This window comes from Novosphingobium aeonii (assembly GCF_052279045.1).
GTDB lineage: Bacteria > Pseudomonadota > Alphaproteobacteria > Sphingomonadales > Sphingomonadaceae > Novosphingobium.
This window is the reverse complement of sequence record NZ_CP176833.1, coordinates 1,613,908-1,633,833: the sequence shown is the minus strand read 5'-3', so window position 1 is coordinate 1,633,833 and position 19,926 is coordinate 1,613,908. Positions and strand designations below refer to the sequence as shown.

The following is a 19,926-nucleotide window of genomic DNA, read 5'->3' as shown; positions in this document are numbered from 1 at the left end:
GCCTCTGTGAGCCGGATTGGGATCTGCTTGGTCTGCCCGGAGCCGCCGATCTGCCCGCCGTAAGGTGGAGGCAGCAGAACCTTGCCAAGCTTCCCGCCGAGCGTAGGGCAGGTCTCATCGAGCGCCTTGAGGCCGTATCCGTTGAGTGACCTTGCAGCACGTGTGCTGGAAGGCCAATTGACCGACAATTTTACACTCCGCCGCTTGATTCCATTGCGATTTAAGCATGAAAAGGGGACACAGTTTTACGTGTCGCCCCCGGCCAACTTCCCCGCGCCGTTTGACAGGAGGCAAAGGTCCTGCTGGCGGACGTTTTCTGTCATCGGCGAAAGTAGAGCGCGCCCAGGGTGTCCACGAATGGCTCGGTCTCCGTGCCAGAAAGATTGCGGGCAAAATGCCGGCAAGCAAGTTCAGCCTGTCTTGCAAGGCGCGGACGTGTGCCCAAGTCCAGCAGGCTTCCTGCAAAGGCGCGTGTCCGCTCAGCGGGCGACGCCGCGAGCCGCGCCCTCCACACCGCCACTTCGAACATCACCATGACCTCGTCCTCATCCTCTCGGGGACCAAGGCGTTGGGCTTCTGCATCGATCCATTCGGCCATTTCCGTCCAGCCGTTAACGGCTGCGAGCGCAGAAAATTCCAACAATGCAAAACGACTGCCCCGAAGGTCATCGTCCTGGCGCCCAACGACCCCAACACGGCCATCCTGATCGATTGCCGCCTCACGGCACTTCTGCGACAAGGCTTCTGGAAGGGGGGCGTCCCCGCCAGCGATCCGTAACAGACGCCATGCTGCGCAGCGCTCATCGGTGCCGGATTGCGATCCGAGCAATTCGTTCAACATATCTGGCAGATAATCGCGGAACAGCCCGGCTATGCCTGGATGCAGCTCCTTGAGCGCTTCACCCAGCGGCGCTGTGAAGAAACTGTTCAGCGCATCGTCCGGGGCAAGCGCGCCGCGGGAGATTTCCAGTCGGGGTTGAGGCAGCCCGTCCTCCGAAGGCTCGAGCATCAGCGCGCGCAACATCGCCTCGGCCCACTCCCGATGTCTGGCAAGCGAACGTAGCCGAAGCAGCGCGGGCGCTGCACTATGAATACGTAGCCTGTCGGGTGTCATGCGCTGCGGATCTGCCACATCGTGCTGAAATTTGTGTATCTGTGCCACGAGGCTTCGCGGTGAAACAAGTCTGGCGGACTGCAGAACTTCCATCAGCGAGGGGACGATCACGCCGCCGGCGACGAGGATTTCGATCAGCGAACTGGAATGGGACCAACAGGCCGCCAATTGCTGGGACGCGGTGAGGCTATTCCATTTTGGGTCGCTCGGGCCTTCACTGGCGGTGAACTGGGCAAAGGCGATATAAAGTTGCCATAGCGACGCGCTTTGCGGTCCCAAGGCTTGCTCTATCAACTTACGAGCCCGATCGGTGAGAATTTTATCCGATGTCGCGGACAAAAGCAGCTCGGCCGTGAACAGCTGTGCCCAGGGCGTTGCCGTCTCGATCTGCGCTGCGTCGAGGAGCGCCGCTAGCCCGGCTGGGTCAAGGGCACCGGCCAGCTCATGCAGCGCTTGAGGCGCGATGATCGGCAAGGCGCTGATACGACGTATCGCCAGGCCCAAACCGCGCTCGCCCAGAAGTCGTTCGGTCGCTTCCTCAATGCTGGTCTCGAGGCGGAGGTGTCGGACGATCTTGTGAACATCGCGCGGCGTGAAATCCCACAGACCTACCGCTTCGCGCTCGTTCACCTTCTGCTCGAGATCGCTGTAGTCGTGCTGGGCGGTCTCATGAGTGCGCGACAGGACTGCGCGAACACGTGCAATCCTGTCGGGAATTTCACCGATTCCTGCATTCAGATCGGCGCGTTCGGAAGCAGAGAGGTCGAGTACGACATCACGCTCCTCGATCGCCGCCTTGCGAACATCCGGATCATCGCTCGACACCCGCCTCGGCCAGTCATCGACACGCATTTGCCTGCTGCCGACCTTGAAACGAACAAGTTCGCCGCCGTCCACCGCGACGAGGTCGACCTGCGTGTCATTTCCAGTGATGGAAACGAGACGAACAGGTGTCTGCATTGATGCGTCGATGACCGCCCGGAAGAACTCGACCTCATCATAGTCCTCGCCACCGACAGAAATCTGTCCATGGCCGGGAAGTTCGAATGCCTGGCGCACATCCTCCCGCGCGAGCAGCGACGCACGAAGTGGGAGGGGAACGGCATTGAGGACCTGGGCCAGATACCCTCGCCAAAGCTTCTTCTCAGGCCCGCTTTCACCATCATCCTCAAGGTGCTTTGCAATCATCGCTTCAAGCGATGGCCGGATCTCCGGACGGATACGAAGAAAATTGCCGAGGTAGTGCCGCCAGAACCAGTCGAGATAGGCCGCCTGGCGTGAGGTATCCTTGCCGCTGAAGAACTGCAGCGCGACAAGAACAAGGCTGCCAAGATGAACGCCGAGCAACTCGTCGCTTCGCGGATCACCGGCCGCCAGACCCTGCATCGGGAACAGGCCGATTTCCAGAACGTCTATGATCCATTCCGATGCCGCCTCGGCGTCGTCCAGCGACCATTCATTGTCGCGCCAGATAGCGGCCAGCGCCTGCGTCACGGCATGGCCGGTATCGAGAAGTAAGGGAACCTCGCCGCGTATGCCCTTGGCTACAGCCGCCGGATCCGGCCACTGCAAGCGGCGCCGGTGGATGAACAGTTCACCGATGGCACGTCGTAACAATTCCAGGTCCGGTGTCTCGGTCACTTCGCCCTTGCGCGTGGCTGCACGTAGATGGCGTACGATCTCGTCGCCCCGCTGCGGCATGAACAGCCATCCGGCGGCGCGAAGACGCTGGCGCAAAGCGTCGCATTCTCGATCGGTCAGCCGGTCATGCCGTACCAGCGCGTCGAGAACCTCGATGGTCGTCGCGATCTGGAATTGGGCGTTGTCGATCGACGAGGTGTAACGATCATCGACCCAGGCAATCCCGCCATCCTCTTGAAGAGCCTTGAGGCATTGCATGAAAGCCCGGCGGAGCGGATCGAGGCCGGTCTCGGCGCCATACCCCACAGTCTGGTAATGGCCATCTTCCAGCCCGTCATGGAGACGCTGAAGCAGGCGGGACAATGAATCGACCTGTCGCTGGCATGCATCGGCGCTCAGTATCTCGCTTGCGAGCCGGTCCGCTTCGAGAGGATCGAGGCAAATGCCAAACTGAGCGATCAGGGGCGACATCAGCCCGGCCATCTCAAGCGAGACCGCAAGCCCCGCTTCAAGCACGAGCGTGCTGCCGGCGGCCGGGTGCATGCCGACACCGGGACCGGTAGCAAGCTCGCCAAGCTCGCCGCAGGCATCCTGGATGACTGTCGCATCAAGGGTCTGCTCAAGGGTCTCGATGAGCCGGGCCAGAGAAAGGTGATCAGGGCCAAGGACGTCCTCCCCTTTCCAGACGACCTTCATGGCACCAACCTCGACCGGGGCCTGGATTGGGGCCCCGTCCGGCTGCGAGACGGTGCCGATCGCCCCTGCGCGGCACCGTTGCATCACCCGGCGCGCTGCCTCCACCCTCTCTGGTTGAGCAACCTCGACATCCGAACGAACCTGCAGCAACGCAGGAATCGCTTCGGGGGCGATACGAATGGGGCGGAAAGCACGCTCGACCGTGTCGAGAATCCCCAGACCATGGGCAGTCAGCAAGGCCGTGACGTCAATGATCAGCCGCACATCGCCCCGTTCGGCCGGCCAGAGATCCTCCTCAAGGCGCCGCCCGTAGCGGGCGTAGAGGGGCATTCTTGCAGCTCCGATCGCCGGCACCTTGATGAGAGGCTCGAGATAGAGGTTCGACAGGAACGCTGGCTGCAGCCCGGAGAGAAAATAGACCGGGCTGTGGCCATTCGCGTAGAGCTCGAATGCCCGTTCACCTTGCTCGCGGCGTTCCCTCGCCATTCTGACAACGTCATCGAGCGTCACGAACTCGACGCCGCCTTTTCCGGCATCTGCCAACGCCTGGATACGGGGCATGAGCGCCCTCTGCTCGGCGCCCATCCGCAATTTGTTCGCCAGCTCGAACGCAGCTGTCACAAAGTCGTCCGGGGCTCCCGCCGCGATCTGCCTGGTAATCCGGCGTGCGATCTCGGGATGAGATTGTAGGACGGCCCTTGCAAGCGTGATATGGCCCGGCGAGGGATCGGCCAGGCTCGCTGCATGCTCTTCGTAGATAGCCAGGGCCTTGGGTGCCGCCCCGATGGCCAGCTGGAGTTCGATAGACCGCCACAGATCGCTCGGCTGCCCGGTAATGCGCGCTACCGCAAGGCTCGCGTCCCGCGCGCTCAGCAGTGATCCGGTGGCAGCAAGGCATTCGGCTCGGAGCCGCTCGAGTTCGACAGGAAGCTCTCCGGCTGGAAATGCATCACGACAGGTGAGGGCCGCCAGCACCTCCTTCGAACGGGCGCAACGGTAGTAGGCTGTTGCAGCGGCAGTGATGGCCTCGGCGGTGGCGACCCGCTCAATCAGGAACGATGCGGCCCTGACAGCACTTTTAGGCGATCCTGCATCCAGCAACAGCTGCGTGGCTGCGAGTATAACTCGTGCGTCGCCATCTGCGGCAAGCTCGCCTTTCAGGACTGTGGCGATCGCCCTGATGCGCGGTTTTTTGGAACTGATGTTCACTGCACGACGCAGTCGCAGCCAGGGATGGGCCGCGAGCGCGGCGTCGGCAGGAGATTTGCGCATCTCGAGATCGAGAGCTGCGGACCAATAGGAGTGAAGGCCCTCATGGCCCGCTGTCAGTAGGGCCTCCCGGTGGCTTTCAAGCAGGTCTCGAGCCTGCTTCGGCTTTCCATCGGCATTGGCGAGCGCGACGCGGATCAGCAACGTCTCGAAATCGCCGGGATCAGCCGCCAGCTTGCTGTCACACTTGACGGCAGCTGCCACCCGATCAAACGGCAACGCACGCGATATTGCCCATGCGATAATCGGGATAGGCAGTGCGTCGGTACTCTGAAGTTCCTCAAGTCGGGCGAGCGTGTCCGCGTGCCGCCATGGCATGCAAGCAAGCACTCCAAAATGCCACATCACCATCATCTCGTGATGTTCGAGATCCGGGGAGGCCATCAGCGACCGGAACAAGCGCTCTGCGTACTCGAGGTCTTCACGGGCCCCATCCGATGCCATCACGAGAGGCTGGTCGATCGGTTGCGGCCATTCGCCGATCTCCGGCCTCACCATCGGCGAGAGGGCTCGGTGAAAGACGCAGGTCGCCAATGTCTGCTGGCATGCCCGCGAATCGGGATCCCGCTGCACTGCGCGTTCGGCCAGGGCCACTGCGCCGGCACACTCTCCCAGAACCAGACTTGCAAGCGCCCCCAGCCGGAGTGTCTCGGCGCGCGGCTCAGCATCATCGACGAACCGGGCCATAGCGCTGAACGCTTCATGGGCGCGACCTTCGCGCAGTAGTGCTACAGCGCGCACTTCAGCAAGCTCAGCAGGCGCATCGTCGGCAATGTGTTCGAGCACTTCAGCGCTGCCCACAGCTTCCATGAGGAGAATGGCGCGCAGGCGGGCAGAGTCGCCATCGAGCTCGTCGGCCTCATCGAGGAGCCGGCGGATCCGGACATAATTCCCAGGTCCCATGGTCAGCGCGGCGAGCAGCCGCAGCTTGGCCGCCTTGACCGGAGCCGCAAGCACTGATGCGGTTTCCGATTTCAACGCACTCTCGAGCTCGGAGACGACCCGCGCGCCTTCCCCTCTGCCTGCCCGGCGCTTCAGCTCCGCGATCTCTGCGGTCTCGGCCTGGTTAAGTCGCGTGACCATCGCCTGCACACGCAAAACGCTGAGGTCCCAGCCCGTTTCAAGATCTCGCACAAGCTCGCTGAGAGGGCCGGCCGGCTTGCCAAAGATCTTCTCGTACCAATCCTGCCCAAGATAGGTCCGCACTGCAGCGGGGGCGCCGGGCAATCGATCATAGATTGCCGAGGAGTCCCACACCACGAACTCTACGCCCAGCGCGGCAAAGCGGCCGGTCTGGGCAATGATCTCGTCGCTCGCCTTGCCGCTCTTGATCGCGCAGCCTACGAAGAGAATGAAGCGGCGAACGTTCTTGTCACGCCACCGAGTATCCCAGTTGCCCAGAAACTTGTCGGCAGCCTTTCGAATGGCGTCAGCTCCGAACCGTCGCTCCGCCTTCGCCTGCCCGACCTCGAGATGCATACCGCTTTCGCTTCGATGAAAAGCGACATGATCTATACCGAACTGTTCTTGTCCATCTGGCGCGTAGAGGTTTGCTCCGAAGATACCGGGCTGCGCTTCATGCAACGCTCGGGCCAAGTGCTCAAAACGCCGCGAACCGATTTCATAGAATGCGTGATCGCTGTCCGGGCTCGTGGAAAGTCGTGGGGTGCGAGGCGCCTGTGCCATGCAATCAGATGGCAATCCCGTGACCAATGATGCAAGCATTTCCGACTAGCTTTGCACAGGTATTCCTTGCTTCAAGCCATGACCCACGGACAATCAACCGCCGCCCAGGACCGGCAGGTCCGCGACACAGGATTGCGTACCGAGAAGCGGACTGATCCTTGGTGGAGATCGCCATCGAGGCGATAGAGGGCGGCAATAACCCCTGTAGCCAAAGTCGACGAGTTTTTCCCGATACTCGGGGTCCATATCCTCCACCGGACGGCCGATGCGCGGTAAGCTGATACTCCCACCACCGCGTCGGAAAGACGTTTATTGGTCGCGAGCTGCCGGAAAACCGGACGGTCTGCACTCAGGCCGCCGAATTCTGGCTTTGAGCGTCTCATAAGGGTCGGCTGTGATGGGCGGGGCCTGGGACAAGGACGAACCCGCTCCGCGGGAGGGGTGTTTGGGGTGAGGTCGCGCCGTAATTGCCAGACGTTGGTTGGGGCGGAGTCGCCATGAGATTGTGAGGTTCCTTCAACGCAAAGGAACTCACCATGGACACTACGATTATGTCGGCCCCCACCGGTTCGCTGCGCCAGCGGATGCTACAGGATATGAAGCTTCGAGGACTCGGGGTGCATACGCAGCAGGACTACATTCGCCACGTACGATCCTTCGCCGCGTTTCTGGGCCGCCCTCCCGACACCGCCAACGCAGAAGACCTCCGGCGATTTCAACTCGACCAGCATCGGCGCGCCGTTGGACCGGCGACCATCAACGCCGCAGTATCGGCTCTGCGCTTCCTCTTCACCATGACGCTCAAGCGGCCGGAGATTGCGCTGGGTCTTTCCGTCATACGGTGTGAACCCAAGCTTCGAGATGTCCTGAGCGTCGAGGAGGCCGCACGACTGATCGAGGCAGCCCCAGGCATCAAGTACAAGGCCGCCTTCAGCGTGGCTTACGGCGCAGGTTTGCGCGTGTCCGAAGTCACCCACCTCAAGGTTGGAGACGTCGACAGCGAGCGCATGATCATCCGTGTCGAACAGGGCAAGGGACGCAAGGACCGTAACGCCATGCTCTCACCGCATCTGCTGGATCTGCTCCGGCAATGGTGGCGCGAAGGCAAGCGCCGCGGAGTGATGTTGCCCCATGGATGGCTGTTCCCGGGTCGCAATTGCACGGATCCGATCTCGGCGCGCCAGTTGAACCGCGCCGTGCATGAGGCGGCGGAGTTCGCCGGGATCCACAAGCGAGTGAGCCCGCACACATTGCGCCACTCGTTTGCCACTCACCTGCTTGAGCAAGGTGTGGATATCCGCGTCATCCAGGTGCTGCTAGGCCACACAAACATCGACACCACCGCCATCTATACCAAGGTTTCGAGCAAGACCATGCGGGCGGTGGCCAGCCCGCTCGACCAGATTGTGGCCTTGATGGAAGGTAGAGCACCTCCCGGTTAAGCCGGTGCGCATCTCGCTCGAGGTCGCCGATATCTTCCGTTGTGCCGGGTCCGCGTATCGCGCAGCCCATGCCGGGCATCTCAGTCTCGGCCAGCTCAAGGTCATGACGGCCATCGAGAACTGTCGCACCGCCGCGCTGGGCGGTCACATCGAGGCCTGCGACGACTGCGGGCACTGGCGGGTCGCCTACAACTCGTGCCGCAACCGGCATTGTCCCAAGTGCCAGGGCGCCGCGGCGCGCACCTGGCTGGCGGCGCGCGAAGCCGATCTGTTGCCGGTCGGCTACTTCCATGTCGTGTTCACTGTACCCGCCGAGATCGCCGCCATCGCGTGGCAGAACAAGGCGGTGATCTATGACCTGCTGTTCCGCGCGGCTGCGGACACGCTGCTGACCATCGCCGCCGATGCTAAACACCTCGGCGCACGGGTCGGCATCACTGCCGTGCTGCATACTTGGGGATCGGCGCTGACCCACCACCCGCACGTGCACATGATCGTGCCCGGTGGCGGCATCGCGCCGGACGGCACGCGGTGGATCTCCTCGCGCCCCGCCTTCCTGCTACCGGTGCGCGTGCTGGGCGCATTGTTCCGCCGGCTGTTCCTCACCCGCCTGCTGGCATTGTTCGATGCCGGCAAGCTGGGCTTCTTCGGCGCTCATGCCCATCTTGCCGCCCGCACGACATTCCTGCGGCATCTCTCGCCGATCCGGAAGAAGCGCTGGGTGGTCTATGCCAAGCCACCCTTCGCCGGCCCGCAGGCAGTCCTGGCCTATCTCTCGCGCTACACCCACCGCGTCGCGATCTCGAACCGGCGGCTCATTGGCTTCGACGGGTCCGGCGTGACATTCCGCTACAAGGATTATCGCCGTAATGCTGCTGAACGTCAGCAGGTCATGACGCTGGCGACCGACGAGTTCATCCGCCGCTTCCTGATCCACGTCCTGCCGCGCGGCTTCCACCGCATCCGGCATTATGGCCTGCTCGCCAGTTCAGCGCATAAGGAGGCCATGGCACTGGCTCGTGGGCTGCTGGGCCTCGCCGCGCCGGTCGAGGAGCCCGAACCCGACGAGCCGCCTGATCACCGCCCGCCATGTCCGTGCTGCGGCGGGCACATGACCATCATCGAGGCCTTCGCGCGTTGGTATCAGCCTCGCGCACCGCCGGCGCCAACATTCCTGACCCGGAAATACGCGCCATGATCCGGCATGGCTCACCCTACAGCATGGCCGAGGTCATTCCGTCTCGGCCCATACGGAAAAGTGCGCCCACCTCACGGGCTCGATCAAAACAGCGCACATTGCATACCGGGTCAGGGAAGCAACGCGGCCTAATCGTACCCAAAGCCCTTGCCAGCCTGCCTATGATGGGCAAACTGGCACGTCTGCCTCAGTCAACCAGATCCACACCAAAGCCCTTTTGCCCATAGATCGGTGGATGGGGCCCGCGGGTTCCTCCATGTCAGGATTCCGTACGCAAGCGCCCGAAATCCTTGGACTTTCCTGCCATTCGCCGGCGACCCGTAGAACGACAGGTCCTGCCAAATGCCGACGTTCAGCGTTTCCCGCGCGGGTTTCGCAGACCACAGAGATTGGGCCGCTTGCCGCCAGTCCGCTTTTGCACCGCCACCACACGATAGCTGCTGTTCGCGTAAAATGTCCTCGGACGGCGGGACTTGACCAGTTGCGGTCATTTGCTGTCAACGTGCCGGCTTCGAAAGGTGTCATATCTGCCTAGCGATTTGGCTGTTGCCGTGCTCATCCGCGGTGAGTGAGTGCGTGTCGCGTGGCTTTGTCAGCGGGATAGAAGCATTCGAGGGTTCGCCACACGCGCTGCCGGCGGATATCGTCGGCGAACATCGGACCGAACCTGTTCCACCTATGCCGGACGGTCTCATGGCAAATGTCGATGCCGCGCTCCGCCAGCAGGTCCTCAACGTTCCGCAGCGACAGCAGAAATCGCACATACATCATCACCACTAGGCTTTGAGCACCGTAGGCTACAAGCCTGCGTCTTCGACCTTCACGAGATAGGACAGTTCGCGGCCAGGCGCGGACTGCTCAGCCTGAATGCTGCTGGTGGTCAGCAATGACAGCCCGAACGGTCGAGGAGTGTCGCTCGTCATCCACGCGTCAACGCCGATCTCAGTGCCTAATATGCCCGATCGCACGAGCGACTCCCACACACCAAGGTCATGGGCGATGCCGGCACCGCGGACATGATCGCGGTAGCGTGATACGGCGTCATGTATTTGGTCGGACGCTTCGGCTAGGCTGATTCCGCCACGCGCAGTCGCCGCGATCCAGGCGCGCAAGCTGCGCAGACGGTCTTGCGAATCCGCGTCGTTGCGAAAGGCGAGTATGTCTTCCCACGGCACTCGTCGCGCGGGCACCGGCAGGCCTTCAATCACGAACTTTGCGAGGCCCGCTTGATTGAGGTTTGCATCTAGGCCGGCCCGCCGCCGCTGCGGTGGCATTTCAAGGCTGGTGGCGATCGCCCGACCGGAGCGCCGGATATTTAAGGCAGCACGCTCGGCATAGAGCGCCGCGACGTCGCACGACATTCTGAAGTTTTCCATATGCGCATCGGCAAGCGCTTGCACGCCAACGCGATCGTCATCGTCAGGCTCAACACCGGGGATATGCTGGCTGTAATGCTTGTTCATCTCGTCGAGGAGCGCGTCGAGTTGCGCGTCGATGCCGTCCAGCCCCGGCAAGCCGATATCCCCAAGAATGGCTGTGCCTGAGGTCCTTTTCAGATATCCCCGCTCTATCAGCCAATCGCACTCGGTGATCGTCTCGATCTTGCCATATCCACCGTTACGTTGCTCATCCATCGCTTCGTCGAGGTCGATGATCTCGAACCGATCAAAGAAGAGCGCGTAGCGACGCAGCCAACGGTTGGGCCGGGACATTCGACCTTGGAACGCGCCGACACCGATGTGTTCGAGACTCACGGGCGAACCCAATCAAACGACGGCATTGGCCAGGTCAGGCCGGCAGGACGGGGAGCGGTGGCGATCATGACCGCTCGATATAGGCGCGCACCATGTCCGCTGTCAGCTGCTCCTCGGCCAGCCCGGCTTCTTGATCTACGAATGGGCCGCGCGGGAGCGGGGTAGGCAGTTCAAAGGTTTTGCCGCCCATTGCGCGCGCGAGTGCCAGAGAGAGGCTGGCGACGGTCGACCAGCGCAGAAGAATATGGAGGAGCGTCGATAGCTGAAATCCATCGACTCGGAGCGGCGGATTGCTAACCCTGTTGCGGCCGACGAAGTCGGTGAACTTGAAACCGTCGCGCGCCAGATTGAACCCGGCGATTGCTTGGATAAGGTTGTCGAGCGCGGCGTGTTCGTCCGTCGGACGAAAGGTCCCGGTCGCGGGATCGTATGCCAGCAGCAGGGGATCCGACAGGAACGGCACAAGTGGCGCAGGGTCCATACGGACGCGTAGGGCGATACCGCACAGGAAAATCAGGGTCGACCAGGTTTCGACATCGAGCTCGACACCGCTTTTGGCACGATCGAGTGTGAGCCCGATCGATGCGACAAGGCGATGCGTTCGATTAATCGGCGTGATCGGACCCTCTTTGCCTTTGATCAGCACGTCTTGCAGCAAAGTGGTCAGGCGCGAGTAGAGCACGGCTCGGCCCGCTGCCTGCGGCACGTCGAGCCCGGCAAAAATCAGCGGATCGAGCACGGCACGAATTTCGCCGAAGGTCCTAAAGGGGTGCAGCCAATTGTTGATCGGGAGCGCGCCCTCGCCCTTCAACGCTTTCGACGTATCGGCATTGCGCGACACCAGTTCGATGAACGCGATGGTGGTCGTCGCGTCGGTCATAAACTTGGTCGGCATGCTGGTGACTGTGACCGGCCGTTCCTGCTGCGCTTCCTGATCCTCCTTCAGGAATCGCTCCATCTCTTTGAGGCTCTCCCGATGCGTCCAGACCTGGTCGCGGACGAATGCAACGATGCGGATCCGACCTTGCTGGGCCAGTTCGTAGGCGCGTTCATATTCAGCGCGAGTGATGCTTTTGCGTGTTTCCTTGTCTACCAGTCCGCCGACGCGTGAACCGATCAGCAGGACAAATAGATCGGCTTGCTCGATCGCCTTGAGGCAGGCGTCGTAGGAATGTGGTTCGAGATCCTTCGCAAAATCATTGTAGTCGGACGCGTAGACCGTGCATCCGCGGAGCTCGAGATAATCTTTGAGCGCGCTGCGCAGATCGTGAAAGTCGTAGATCGTCGAGGAAAGGAAAATGGTGGGCCGCCGCATAGCGTCAGCTTAGCATCAATTTGCGCCTGGCGCGTCCCCCACTCGCCAAAAACCTGGGATCGATTTTCGATTGACCAACCGAGGTCGCAACCGGCGCCTTCACTGAAACGGCGCATCGGATTGAGTTCGAACTGCCGCGCGATGAACTGGATGAGATTGTCGGGATGACCTACGGCTCCGCGAACGACCGCGATTGGGGCGCGTTGCCGCCTGGCGGTTCCGCAGTAAGCGAACGGCGGGATCTAACGGAAGCTGCCGTTCTAAGCCCGACCGGCGAACGACGCGTTGTGGTCGCGACCTGCCAGTTACCGGACGGTCCGGACGTAGGGATGCAAAATTGGTGTCTGAATGGCGGCAAAGGGTCGTATGCCGACGTCTCGCTGGGACCGGACAGCAAAGGTGTTCCGCGGTCCTGGCAAGGAAGATGACCTGTCGCACCACGATGACTTCTGATCCGCGGCCACAATCGCTACCTCGGTCAATCCTCAGTTGAAGATGTCAGCTTCGTCGGCTCGTTGGTCTGGTGCCAAGCTGATCGAGCGCATCGGGATTATCGCGCCCCCATGCATAGAGCAATTCGACCGGCTCAACGAAACGCATGCCCAGCGCGGTCAGGCGGTATTCGACCGCCGGTGGAATATCGCTTTGGACATGACGGCTGATCAAGCCGATTTCTTCCATATCGCGCAGAGTTTGCGTCAGCATCTTTTTTGAGATGCCGGGAAGGCTTCGCTGCAAGGCACCAGTGCGGCAAGCGCCACCATGGCGCGCATGCAGAGTGTGCAGCACCATGCTGGTCCATTTGGTTGCGAACAGCGACAGGACCCGGCGCGGGGCGCAGTCCTCGCGCCATTCTTCTTCAGCGGTACCGGGGAGCATGACTGGTTACCTTTTGGTGCCTAGTGACCTATTTGGTGCCGTCTAGAACCAAAAGCGCATCGTGCCTAGTTGAGTTGCTCTTGAACGAGACGAAGGTGACGATCATGGCGAAGACGGCGTTGGTAGTTGGCGCGAGCGGCATAGTGGGAAACGCGACGGCTGCATTGCTGGTCGAGCAGGGCTGGACGGTTTATGGGCTGTCCCGGCGCCCGGTCGAGCAGGACGGCGTGCTGCCCATCCTTGCCGACCTGCAGGATGCGCAGGCTACCTCTGCGGCACTCGCGCAAATCGACCCCGAGGCGGTCTTCATCACCACATGGTTACGCCAGGACAGCGAGGCGGAAAACATCCGGGTGAATGGCGCTATGGTTCGCAACCTGCTGGCGAGCTTGCCGAAGGCCTCAGGCTCTCGCCACGTCGCGCTGGTCACCGGGCTCAAACATTACCTGGGGCCGTTCGAGGCATACGGGAAAGGGATCTTGCCTCAGACGCCCTTCCGTGAAGAGCAAGGTCGGCTCGATGTCGAGAACTTCTACTATGCTCAGGAAGATGAACTGTTCGCGGCGGCGCAGCGCGATGGTTTTACCTGGAGCGTTCATCGTCCCCACACGGTCATCGGCAAGGCTATTGGCAACGCCATGAACATGGGAACGACCTTGGCGGTCTACGCTTCCTTATGCCGGGACGCCGGTCGGCCATTCATCTTCCCCGGTTCGGCCGCACAATGGAACGGCCTGACCGACATGACCGACGCCGGGCAACTGGCGCGCCATTTGCTATGGGCGACGGAGACCGAAGCAGCCCATAACGAAGATTTTAACGTGGTCGATGGCGATGTATTCCGTTGGCAGTGGATGTGGAGCCGGATAGCAGACTGGTTCGGCATCGAGGCGGAGCCTTTTGATGGAACCGTCCGGCCATTGGAAGAGCAGATGGCGGATGATGCCGAGATCTGGCGGGCGATGTCCGAGCGCGAAGGTCTGATTGAGCCGGATTTGTCGCGCCTCGCGTCGCCTTGGCACACCGATGCTGATCTTGGCCGACCGATCGAGGTCGTTACGGACATGTCAAAAAGCCGGCGGCTCGGCTTCACGGCATATCAGTCGACCGACGAGGCCTTTTACGCGCTATTCGAACGGCTCCGCGCGGATCGCCTCATCCCGTGATGCTGAACACGTGGGAGAGATGAGCGGACGTTCCGCACCTGAGGAACCAAAAACGCTGGCAGAGTGTCTTGTAAAGGTCGACAATGCCGGAATCCGTTGTCCGTTTCATTGCATTGGGCCACAGGGCTTGCGTCCATCGGCAATCTGCAATAAATGGACGTCAGCCAATATCGGCCTGTTTTTGAACGAGGAAAGGAGAAGATCATGCGCGCAGCATTTGACCGTGACGAAAACAACTTCTCATTTCCCTGTGTTCAGGAACAGATTGCATGGGCAACTGCCTCAAGGGCGACACTTCTCGCCTGATTGCTTTTCGCGGCCCTCGCACCGCTGATTTTTCCAGACTTTCCGTCGTCGTCACACCTCTTTTCGGGGAGGCTTTTCATGCGTGATGACATGTTCAAGGTGATCGTCGAACGCCCCCGCTGGGGTGCGAGCCACGCCACTTCACCCAAATTAAAAAGGATCCCTCAAGCAGACGCACGCCATATCGGTCTCAAGCGCCATGCCCGCATCGGTGCGCCCTGCACCAAGTCATTGAACGAGAACCTTGCCCCGTTGCTTCGCTATCTGCGGCGCCAGCGTGGACGCCAGTGGGACGCCGTCTTCAGCGAGATCTGTGCGAAGCTCGACACGGGCAGCACTGTCAAGATGCACGTACGCGAACATCTCGAGGATTTCGTGCTGACCCGTATTTCGATCGGGCGTTATGGCGAGTGGATGTTTAAAGGCCAGGTTCTCGGCCGCCGGGGGCAATGGTTCCGGCGTCGGGAGCTGTTCGTCGATCCGCGTGACGGGGTTCTCAAGGACATGTCCGTGCTTGAGGCGATGCTGATCTCCGGAATGGTCAATGACCGGGGAGGCGCACAATGACTCCGATCTCCCTGATCGCCAACGATCCATCGCGGTTCGATCCGCTGTCACTCGACCAACTTCAGGCAACGGCAAATTACGAGGGTATGGCCCGCGTTGTCGGCCTGCCCGATCTCCACGCCGGCAATGGTATTGCCGTGGGGGCCGCCTTCTGGTCGCCGGATCGCATCTGGCCCCATCTGGTGGGCAGCGACATCGGCTGCGGCATGGCATTGTGTGAGACCACTTCGCCTTTGCGCAAGTTCCGGCTCGGCAGCGTGGAGCGCAAACTGAAAGGGTTGGACGCTCCTTGGTCGGGCGATGGCGCAGCAGCCCTGAAAGAGGCTGGGTCGCCGCCCGACCTGACCAGCCCTGCGCTGGGCACCATTGGCGGGGGCAACCATTTCGTCGAATTCCAGCGGATCGAGGCGGTGGAGGACGAGGCGCGCTTCGCGGCCTTTGGCTTGCGGCACGACCGGGTCTGGATGATGGTGCACAGCGGTTCGCGAGGCCTTGGTCAAGCCGTCTTACAAGCCCATCGACAGCCGGAAATCAGCCATGGAATACCTGCAGACAGCCCGGAGGCCGCGGCCTACCTTGCCGAGCATGACGCTGCGCTTGGCTGGGCGATTGTGAACCGTCAGATCATCGCCCGGCGTTTTTGCGAAAGTCTTGGCATCGGCGGCCGGTCGGTGCTGGACATTTGCCATAACAGCGTGACGCCGCATCAAGGCGGGTGGCTGCACCGTAAGGGGGCTGCGCCTGCTGATCGAGGTCTGGTCACCATCCCCGGCTCGCGAGGGGATTTCAGCTACCTGGTGGAACCCATAGTGGACGACGCCGACAAGGCTCTCCATTCCCTGGCCCATGGCGCGGGCCGCAAGTGGAGCCGCAAGGATGCCCATGCCCGCCTTTCGCGCCGTTTCAACGTCGCGGACATGCAGCGCACCGCCCTCGGCAGCCATGTCATCTGCGAGGATCGCAAGTTGATCTTCGAAGAGGCTCCCGATGCTTACAAGGACATTGGCATGGTTATCGCCGATCTGGAGGGTGCCGGCCTGATCCGTGTCATCGCCAAGCTTCGCCCCCTACTCAGCTACAAGACGAGAGCGGCATGAGCGAAGTGATCCTGTACATCACGGCGGGCAAAGGCCCCAAGGAATGCCAATGGGTAGTGGCGCAACTGGGGCGCGCTTTCGCAAAGGAGGCCAAGAGCATGGGTCTTGAATGCGAAGCGCTCGAGGGTTTGGAGGATTTGCCGTCCTCGATCCTCCTCCGCATCGAGGGCGAGGCAGCATCGGCCTTTGCTGCGAAGCGCATAGGTTCCAACCAGTGGATCGGGACCAGCCCCTTCCGCCCCCGCCACAAGCGGCGGAACTGGTTTGTTGGCGTAGCGCTTGCACCCGAGCCTGACGCGATCATGGACCTGCAGGATGAGGACATCGATTATCAGGCGATGCGCGCCAGCGGACCAGGCGGCCAGCATGTCAACAAGACGGACAGTGCGGTTCGGGCCACGCACCGGCCGACTGGCCTGGTGGCCACGGCACAGGAGCAACGATCCCAACACGCCAACCGAAGACTGGCTCGGATGAAGTTGGCAATCATGTTGGAAGAACGGCGTGGGCAAGCCAATGACGGCGCAAAAAGGTTGCAATGGCAGGCCCATCAGGATCTCGAACGCGGCAATGCGGTCAGGATCTATTCTGGAAATAGATTCGTGCTGAAGGAATGAGGCTTGCTGAGCCGGACGGCATGTCCGGCCGGCTCAGCAATTTCTCCGACCTTTAAGCGGGGCGAATGCTGCGTGTACACGTCGCTCCGTTGCGAACTGACTGCCAAGGATGGAAGGGCTGCTATTGAGCAGTAACTGTCGGAATAGCAGAACGTCCGCATCTGGGGATTGGGAATCGGCGGCTGAATGACTGGGAACGGTCGGTTTCAGAAACCGCTCGGCACTCGTCTTAATCCAATCAGCCTGATTTTAGTTTGAATGCTCTTGATGGCGATGAAATTGCCGATCTGATCATTCAAGCGATGCGACGAAGCGCCTTTCCTTGGGGCTGACGTGATCGAGACAGTCTTCCGAGCGACTGCTAACACTCTACGGTGATTACGAATTCTGACGGCCGGGGGCCGCCGGGATCTAAGCTCGAGATTGTTAAGACGGGGGCGGCATTGTTGAAGCAATTCCTTTTCATCGGCTTCTGTGCCAACGCGCTCGCCGCCTGCACGGATGCGTCCACGGGACAGGCCCAGGCAAAAGAGACGCCCGGCGTAGCCGTACAACGAGGGGACGGGCGGCCCTACGAGGTCACCGAAAGCGAGGTATGGGACGTGCCCGATCCCGCATCGCAACGAGGCTATCAGGTCTTCGTGGCCCTACCGCCATCCTACCGCACACAGCCTGAGCGTCGATATCCGGTAATCTATGCGACGGACGCCGATTACGCGTTCCCGATGCTCAAGCAGATCGGCCGCCGTCTCAATGTCGAGGGGCCGACCATCGAAGAGTTCATCCTCGTCGGGGTCTCTTATGCAAAAGGGGAAGGCGGCGTGGAAAGCCGCCGTCGCGATTACACGCCGACGGAGAACGGCCCTGCCGGATCGCCGAAGGGAGCGGTACACGGTCAAGCGAAGGCCTATCAAACCTATGTTCGGGACCAAGTGCTACCTTTCGTCGCTCAACGCTACCGGACGGACGAGAAGCGGCGGATTTTTCTGGGCCATTCATACGGCTCGCTGCTCGGCATGCAGATCCTGCTGAGCGAACCCGGCCTGTTTGATGGCTATGTTCTGGGGAGCCCCTCGTTCTGGTACGATCATCATTTCATGGTGAATCAGGCACGCGCCTACGCGACCAGCCACGACGACTTGCCGGCGCGGGTCTACATGTACATTGGCGAATACGAAGAGACGCGACCCGGCGATGCGCGTTTTTCCAAATCCGCCAATATGGTGACTGATACCAGGGACATGGATCAGATCCTGCGATCCCGCAGATATCCCTCCCTTCGTTTGCAGACGGAAGTTCTCAATGACGAAGATCACGTCAGCGTCGCGCCGCGCGGCTTCACCCACGGGCTGAAGTACCTACTGCCGGTCACAGTCGGGCTCCGCCAGTAGGATAGCGGCCAGTCGGCTCCTGGGAAGGAAAGTTTTAGCGTTGAGCGTCTGGAATGGGTCGGCGACGGATTGGCAGCAACGCGCCCATTCCAGCCATTCACGGATCGATTTGACGATGCTGGAAGCCGACCTTCAGCGCGGAAGCGACGGAGAGGTGAGCGGCCGATTGTGCGCCCGTCGAATTCAGATCAGGGTCTTCTTAGCAACGCTGCGTACCGCCTCGGTAAACGTGCGCAGGGCGGAAGCATGTAGTCTTGTGACCGTCCAGTACAGCTTCACCTCAAGCGGATGCCCTGGCGCCAGCTCGACGAGTTGGCCCTCAGCAATCTTGGCCTCTGCAATCATGGCTGGATGCATGCCCCATCCCAGGCCGGACAATCCAAAGTTCAAGAACCCGATGCTTGACGGCACCCAGTGCATCGGCGCGTCCAGTCCGATCTTGAAATTCTCACGCACCCATCGCGCCTGGAGGCCGTCCCTGCGTTCGAACCGCAGGCAAGGAGCATTCTGGAGGGCCTCTGCAGTGACGCCGTTGGGAAAGTGCTGATCAGCGAATTCCGGGCTGCAGCAAGCCAAGTACTGAAGGTTGCCAAGCTCAATCGTCTTGCAGCCCTGGACCGTCCCTGGGTCGTCAGAGACTGCAGCGATGACCTCGCCGGAGCGCAAGCGGTCCGCAGTGTGGGCCTCGTCCTCAATGATAAACTCGAGAAGGTAACCCGTGGCATGAGAGAATTTCGCTGCGGCTTCCGGGAACCACGTCGCCATGCTGTCGGAATTTACAGCGAGCTTCAGCGTGACCGGCTTTTCTGTTCGACCATCTGCGAACGACAGCACCGGAGCAAGGTCGGCCTCCAGCAACTGCACCATGTCTACATGGGCACAAAGCTTGCGCCCGAGTTCGGTTGGGAGGCACGGTTGCCCCCGCACAATCACGATGCTGCCTAGCCGCTCCTCCAGAGCGCGAATTCGCTGGGACACCGCCGAGGGGGTAACGCCCAGTCGTTCGGCCGCCCGCTCGAAGCTTCCTTCACGCACAACGGTAGCGATGGCGGCGAGTGCGGGATAGTCGAGCATGATTTAGCTGTACTTCATCAGATGTAGAAGAACAAGTTTCCCTGAATCGCTGCGTACAGGCATAGGCTGGTCCATGACCAACGTCCTGCCCACCTTCGTCACCGGCTTTGCAATGTCGGCCGCATTGATCATGGCAATCGGTGCCCAGAACCTGTTCGTCCTGCGACAGGGGCTGAAGCGTGAGCACGTCGGAACAATCGTCCTGTTCTGCGGCTGCGCCGATGCTATCCTCATTGCCGCCGGTGTCGGCGGTGTGGGGGCGCTGCTTGGCGCGATGCCCCAGTTGACGTTGGTTCTCACGCTTGGCGGCGCCGCATTCCTTTCGTGGTACGGCCTCAAGGCATTTCAGCGAATGATGGCACCCGAAGCCATGGCGGTATCGGCACAAGGCAAGCTAACGTTGGGCAGCGCACTGGGGGCGACGGCCGCGTTCACGTTCCTCAATCCGCACGTCTATCTAGATACTGTGCTGCTGATGGGGGCAGCGGGGTCTGCGCACGCACCGGCCTTGCGTCCTGTCTTCGTCGCCGGTGCTGCGACGGCGAGCATTACCTGGTTCGCAGCGCTTGGTTACGGCGCGCGCATCCTGACCCCGCTCTTCGCCCGGCCTGCGGCCTGGAAGGTCCTCGATGCCATCGTTGGTATCGTCATGCTGACCCTGGCGGCATCTCTGACTGGAAGGATTTTCTTATGACCCCACTGATGACGAGGCAG

Annotated in this window: 13 protein-coding genes and 1 pseudogene; 8 read left to right on the top strand and 6 right to left on the bottom strand. The window is 61.3% G+C overall.

From position 1 onward, the window contains the following. Positions 1 to 319 precede the first annotated feature (319 nt). Positions 320 to 6,406 carry an HTH domain-containing protein gene (locus ACLIMP_RS22540; RefSeq protein ID WP_443478400.1) on the bottom strand — a complete coding sequence of 2,029 codons (6,087 nt, stop codon included), beginning with the start codon at positions 6,404 to 6,406 and terminating at the stop codon, positions 320 to 322. Between the two features lie 536 nt (positions 6,407 to 6,942). Here ACLIMP_RS22540 and ACLIMP_RS22535 point away from each other — a divergent pair. Together ACLIMP_RS22535 and ACLIMP_RS22530 are read left to right on the top strand one after the other, a co-directional pair. Then, a complete protein-coding gene (locus ACLIMP_RS22535) occupies positions 6,943 to 7,848 on the top strand; it encodes a tyrosine-type recombinase/integrase (protein WP_221937281.1) in 906 nt (301 codons plus the stop codon). A gap of 4 nt (positions 7,849 to 7,852) precedes the next feature. After that, the gene (locus tag ACLIMP_RS22530) at positions 7,853 to 9,046 is read left to right on the top strand and encodes an IS91 family transposase (protein WP_185999475.1); all 1,194 of its coding nucleotides are present in this window, start codon (positions 7,853 to 7,855) and stop codon (positions 9,044 to 9,046) included. A 606-nt stretch (positions 9,047 to 9,652) separates the two neighbouring features. Here the strand turns inward: ACLIMP_RS22530 and ACLIMP_RS22525 are convergent. The 4 genes and pseudogenes from ACLIMP_RS22525 to ACLIMP_RS22510 all read right to left on the bottom strand — a co-directional run. After that, a pseudogene (locus ACLIMP_RS22525) lies at positions 9,653 to 9,817 on the bottom strand (IS6 family transposase); the annotation flags it as partial. Between the two features lie 26 nt (positions 9,818 to 9,843). After that, complete coding sequence (locus ACLIMP_RS22520; RefSeq protein ID WP_443478399.1) at positions 9,844 to 10,800, bottom strand: hypothetical protein; 957 nt, start codon at positions 10,798 to 10,800, stop codon at positions 9,844 to 9,846. 64 nt (positions 10,801 to 10,864) lie between these two features. Next, positions 10,865 to 12,115, bottom strand: coding sequence for a DUF4062 domain-containing protein (locus tag ACLIMP_RS22515; RefSeq protein ID WP_443478398.1), 1,251 nt, complete (start codon positions 12,113 to 12,115; stop codon positions 10,865 to 10,867). A 498-nt stretch (positions 12,116 to 12,613) separates the two neighbouring features. Then, a complete protein-coding gene (locus ACLIMP_RS22510; RefSeq protein ID WP_185998955.1) occupies positions 12,614 to 12,994 on the bottom strand; it encodes a winged helix-turn-helix transcriptional regulator in 381 nt (126 codons plus the stop codon). A gap of 104 nt (positions 12,995 to 13,098) precedes the next feature. On the opposite strand from ACLIMP_RS22510, the gene ACLIMP_RS22505 reads away from it, so the two are divergent. From ACLIMP_RS22505 to ACLIMP_RS22485, 5 genes are all read left to right on the top strand, one after another. Beyond that, the gene (locus ACLIMP_RS22505; protein WP_221937338.1) at positions 13,099 to 14,160 is read left to right on the top strand and encodes an SDR family oxidoreductase; all 1,062 of its coding nucleotides are present in this window, start codon (positions 13,099 to 13,101) and stop codon (positions 14,158 to 14,160) included. Positions 14,161 to 14,544: 384 nt separating this feature from the next. Further along, positions 14,545 to 15,033: a hypothetical protein gene (locus tag ACLIMP_RS22500; RefSeq protein ID WP_185998953.1), complete on the top strand. Its 489-nt coding sequence runs from the start codon at positions 14,545 to 14,547 to the stop codon at positions 15,031 to 15,033. After that, entirely contained in the window at positions 15,030 to 16,130 is a 1,101-nt protein-coding gene (locus tag ACLIMP_RS22495; protein WP_443478397.1) for an RNA ligase RtcB family protein, read from the top strand. Before ACLIMP_RS22500 ends, ACLIMP_RS22495 begins: the two co-directional genes overlap by 4 nt. Then, on the top strand, positions 16,127 to 16,747 hold the full coding sequence (prfH, locus tag ACLIMP_RS22490; protein ID WP_185998951.1) for a peptide chain release factor H: 621 nt from the start codon (positions 16,127 to 16,129) through the stop codon (positions 16,745 to 16,747). Before ACLIMP_RS22495 ends, prfH begins: the two co-directional genes overlap by 4 nt. Positions 16,748 to 17,193: 446 nt before the next feature. Next, a complete protein-coding gene (locus ACLIMP_RS22485; protein WP_443478396.1) occupies positions 17,194 to 18,138 on the top strand; it encodes an alpha/beta hydrolase in 945 nt (314 codons plus the stop codon). A gap of 183 nt (positions 18,139 to 18,321) precedes the next feature. Here ACLIMP_RS22485 and ACLIMP_RS22480 read toward each other — a convergent pair whose 3' ends face one another. Then, on the bottom strand, positions 18,322 to 19,212 hold the full coding sequence (locus tag ACLIMP_RS22480; protein WP_186000020.1) for a LysR family transcriptional regulator ArgP: 891 nt from the start codon (positions 19,210 to 19,212) through the stop codon (positions 18,322 to 18,324). A gap of 73 nt (positions 19,213 to 19,285) precedes the next feature. Between ACLIMP_RS22480 and ACLIMP_RS22475 the strand changes: the two genes are divergently transcribed. Continuing rightward, the gene (locus tag ACLIMP_RS22475; RefSeq protein WP_186000019.1) at positions 19,286 to 19,906 is read left to right on the top strand and encodes a LysE/ArgO family amino acid transporter; all 621 of its coding nucleotides are present in this window, start codon (positions 19,286 to 19,288) and stop codon (positions 19,904 to 19,906) included. Positions 19,907 to 19,926 lie beyond the last annotated feature (20 nt).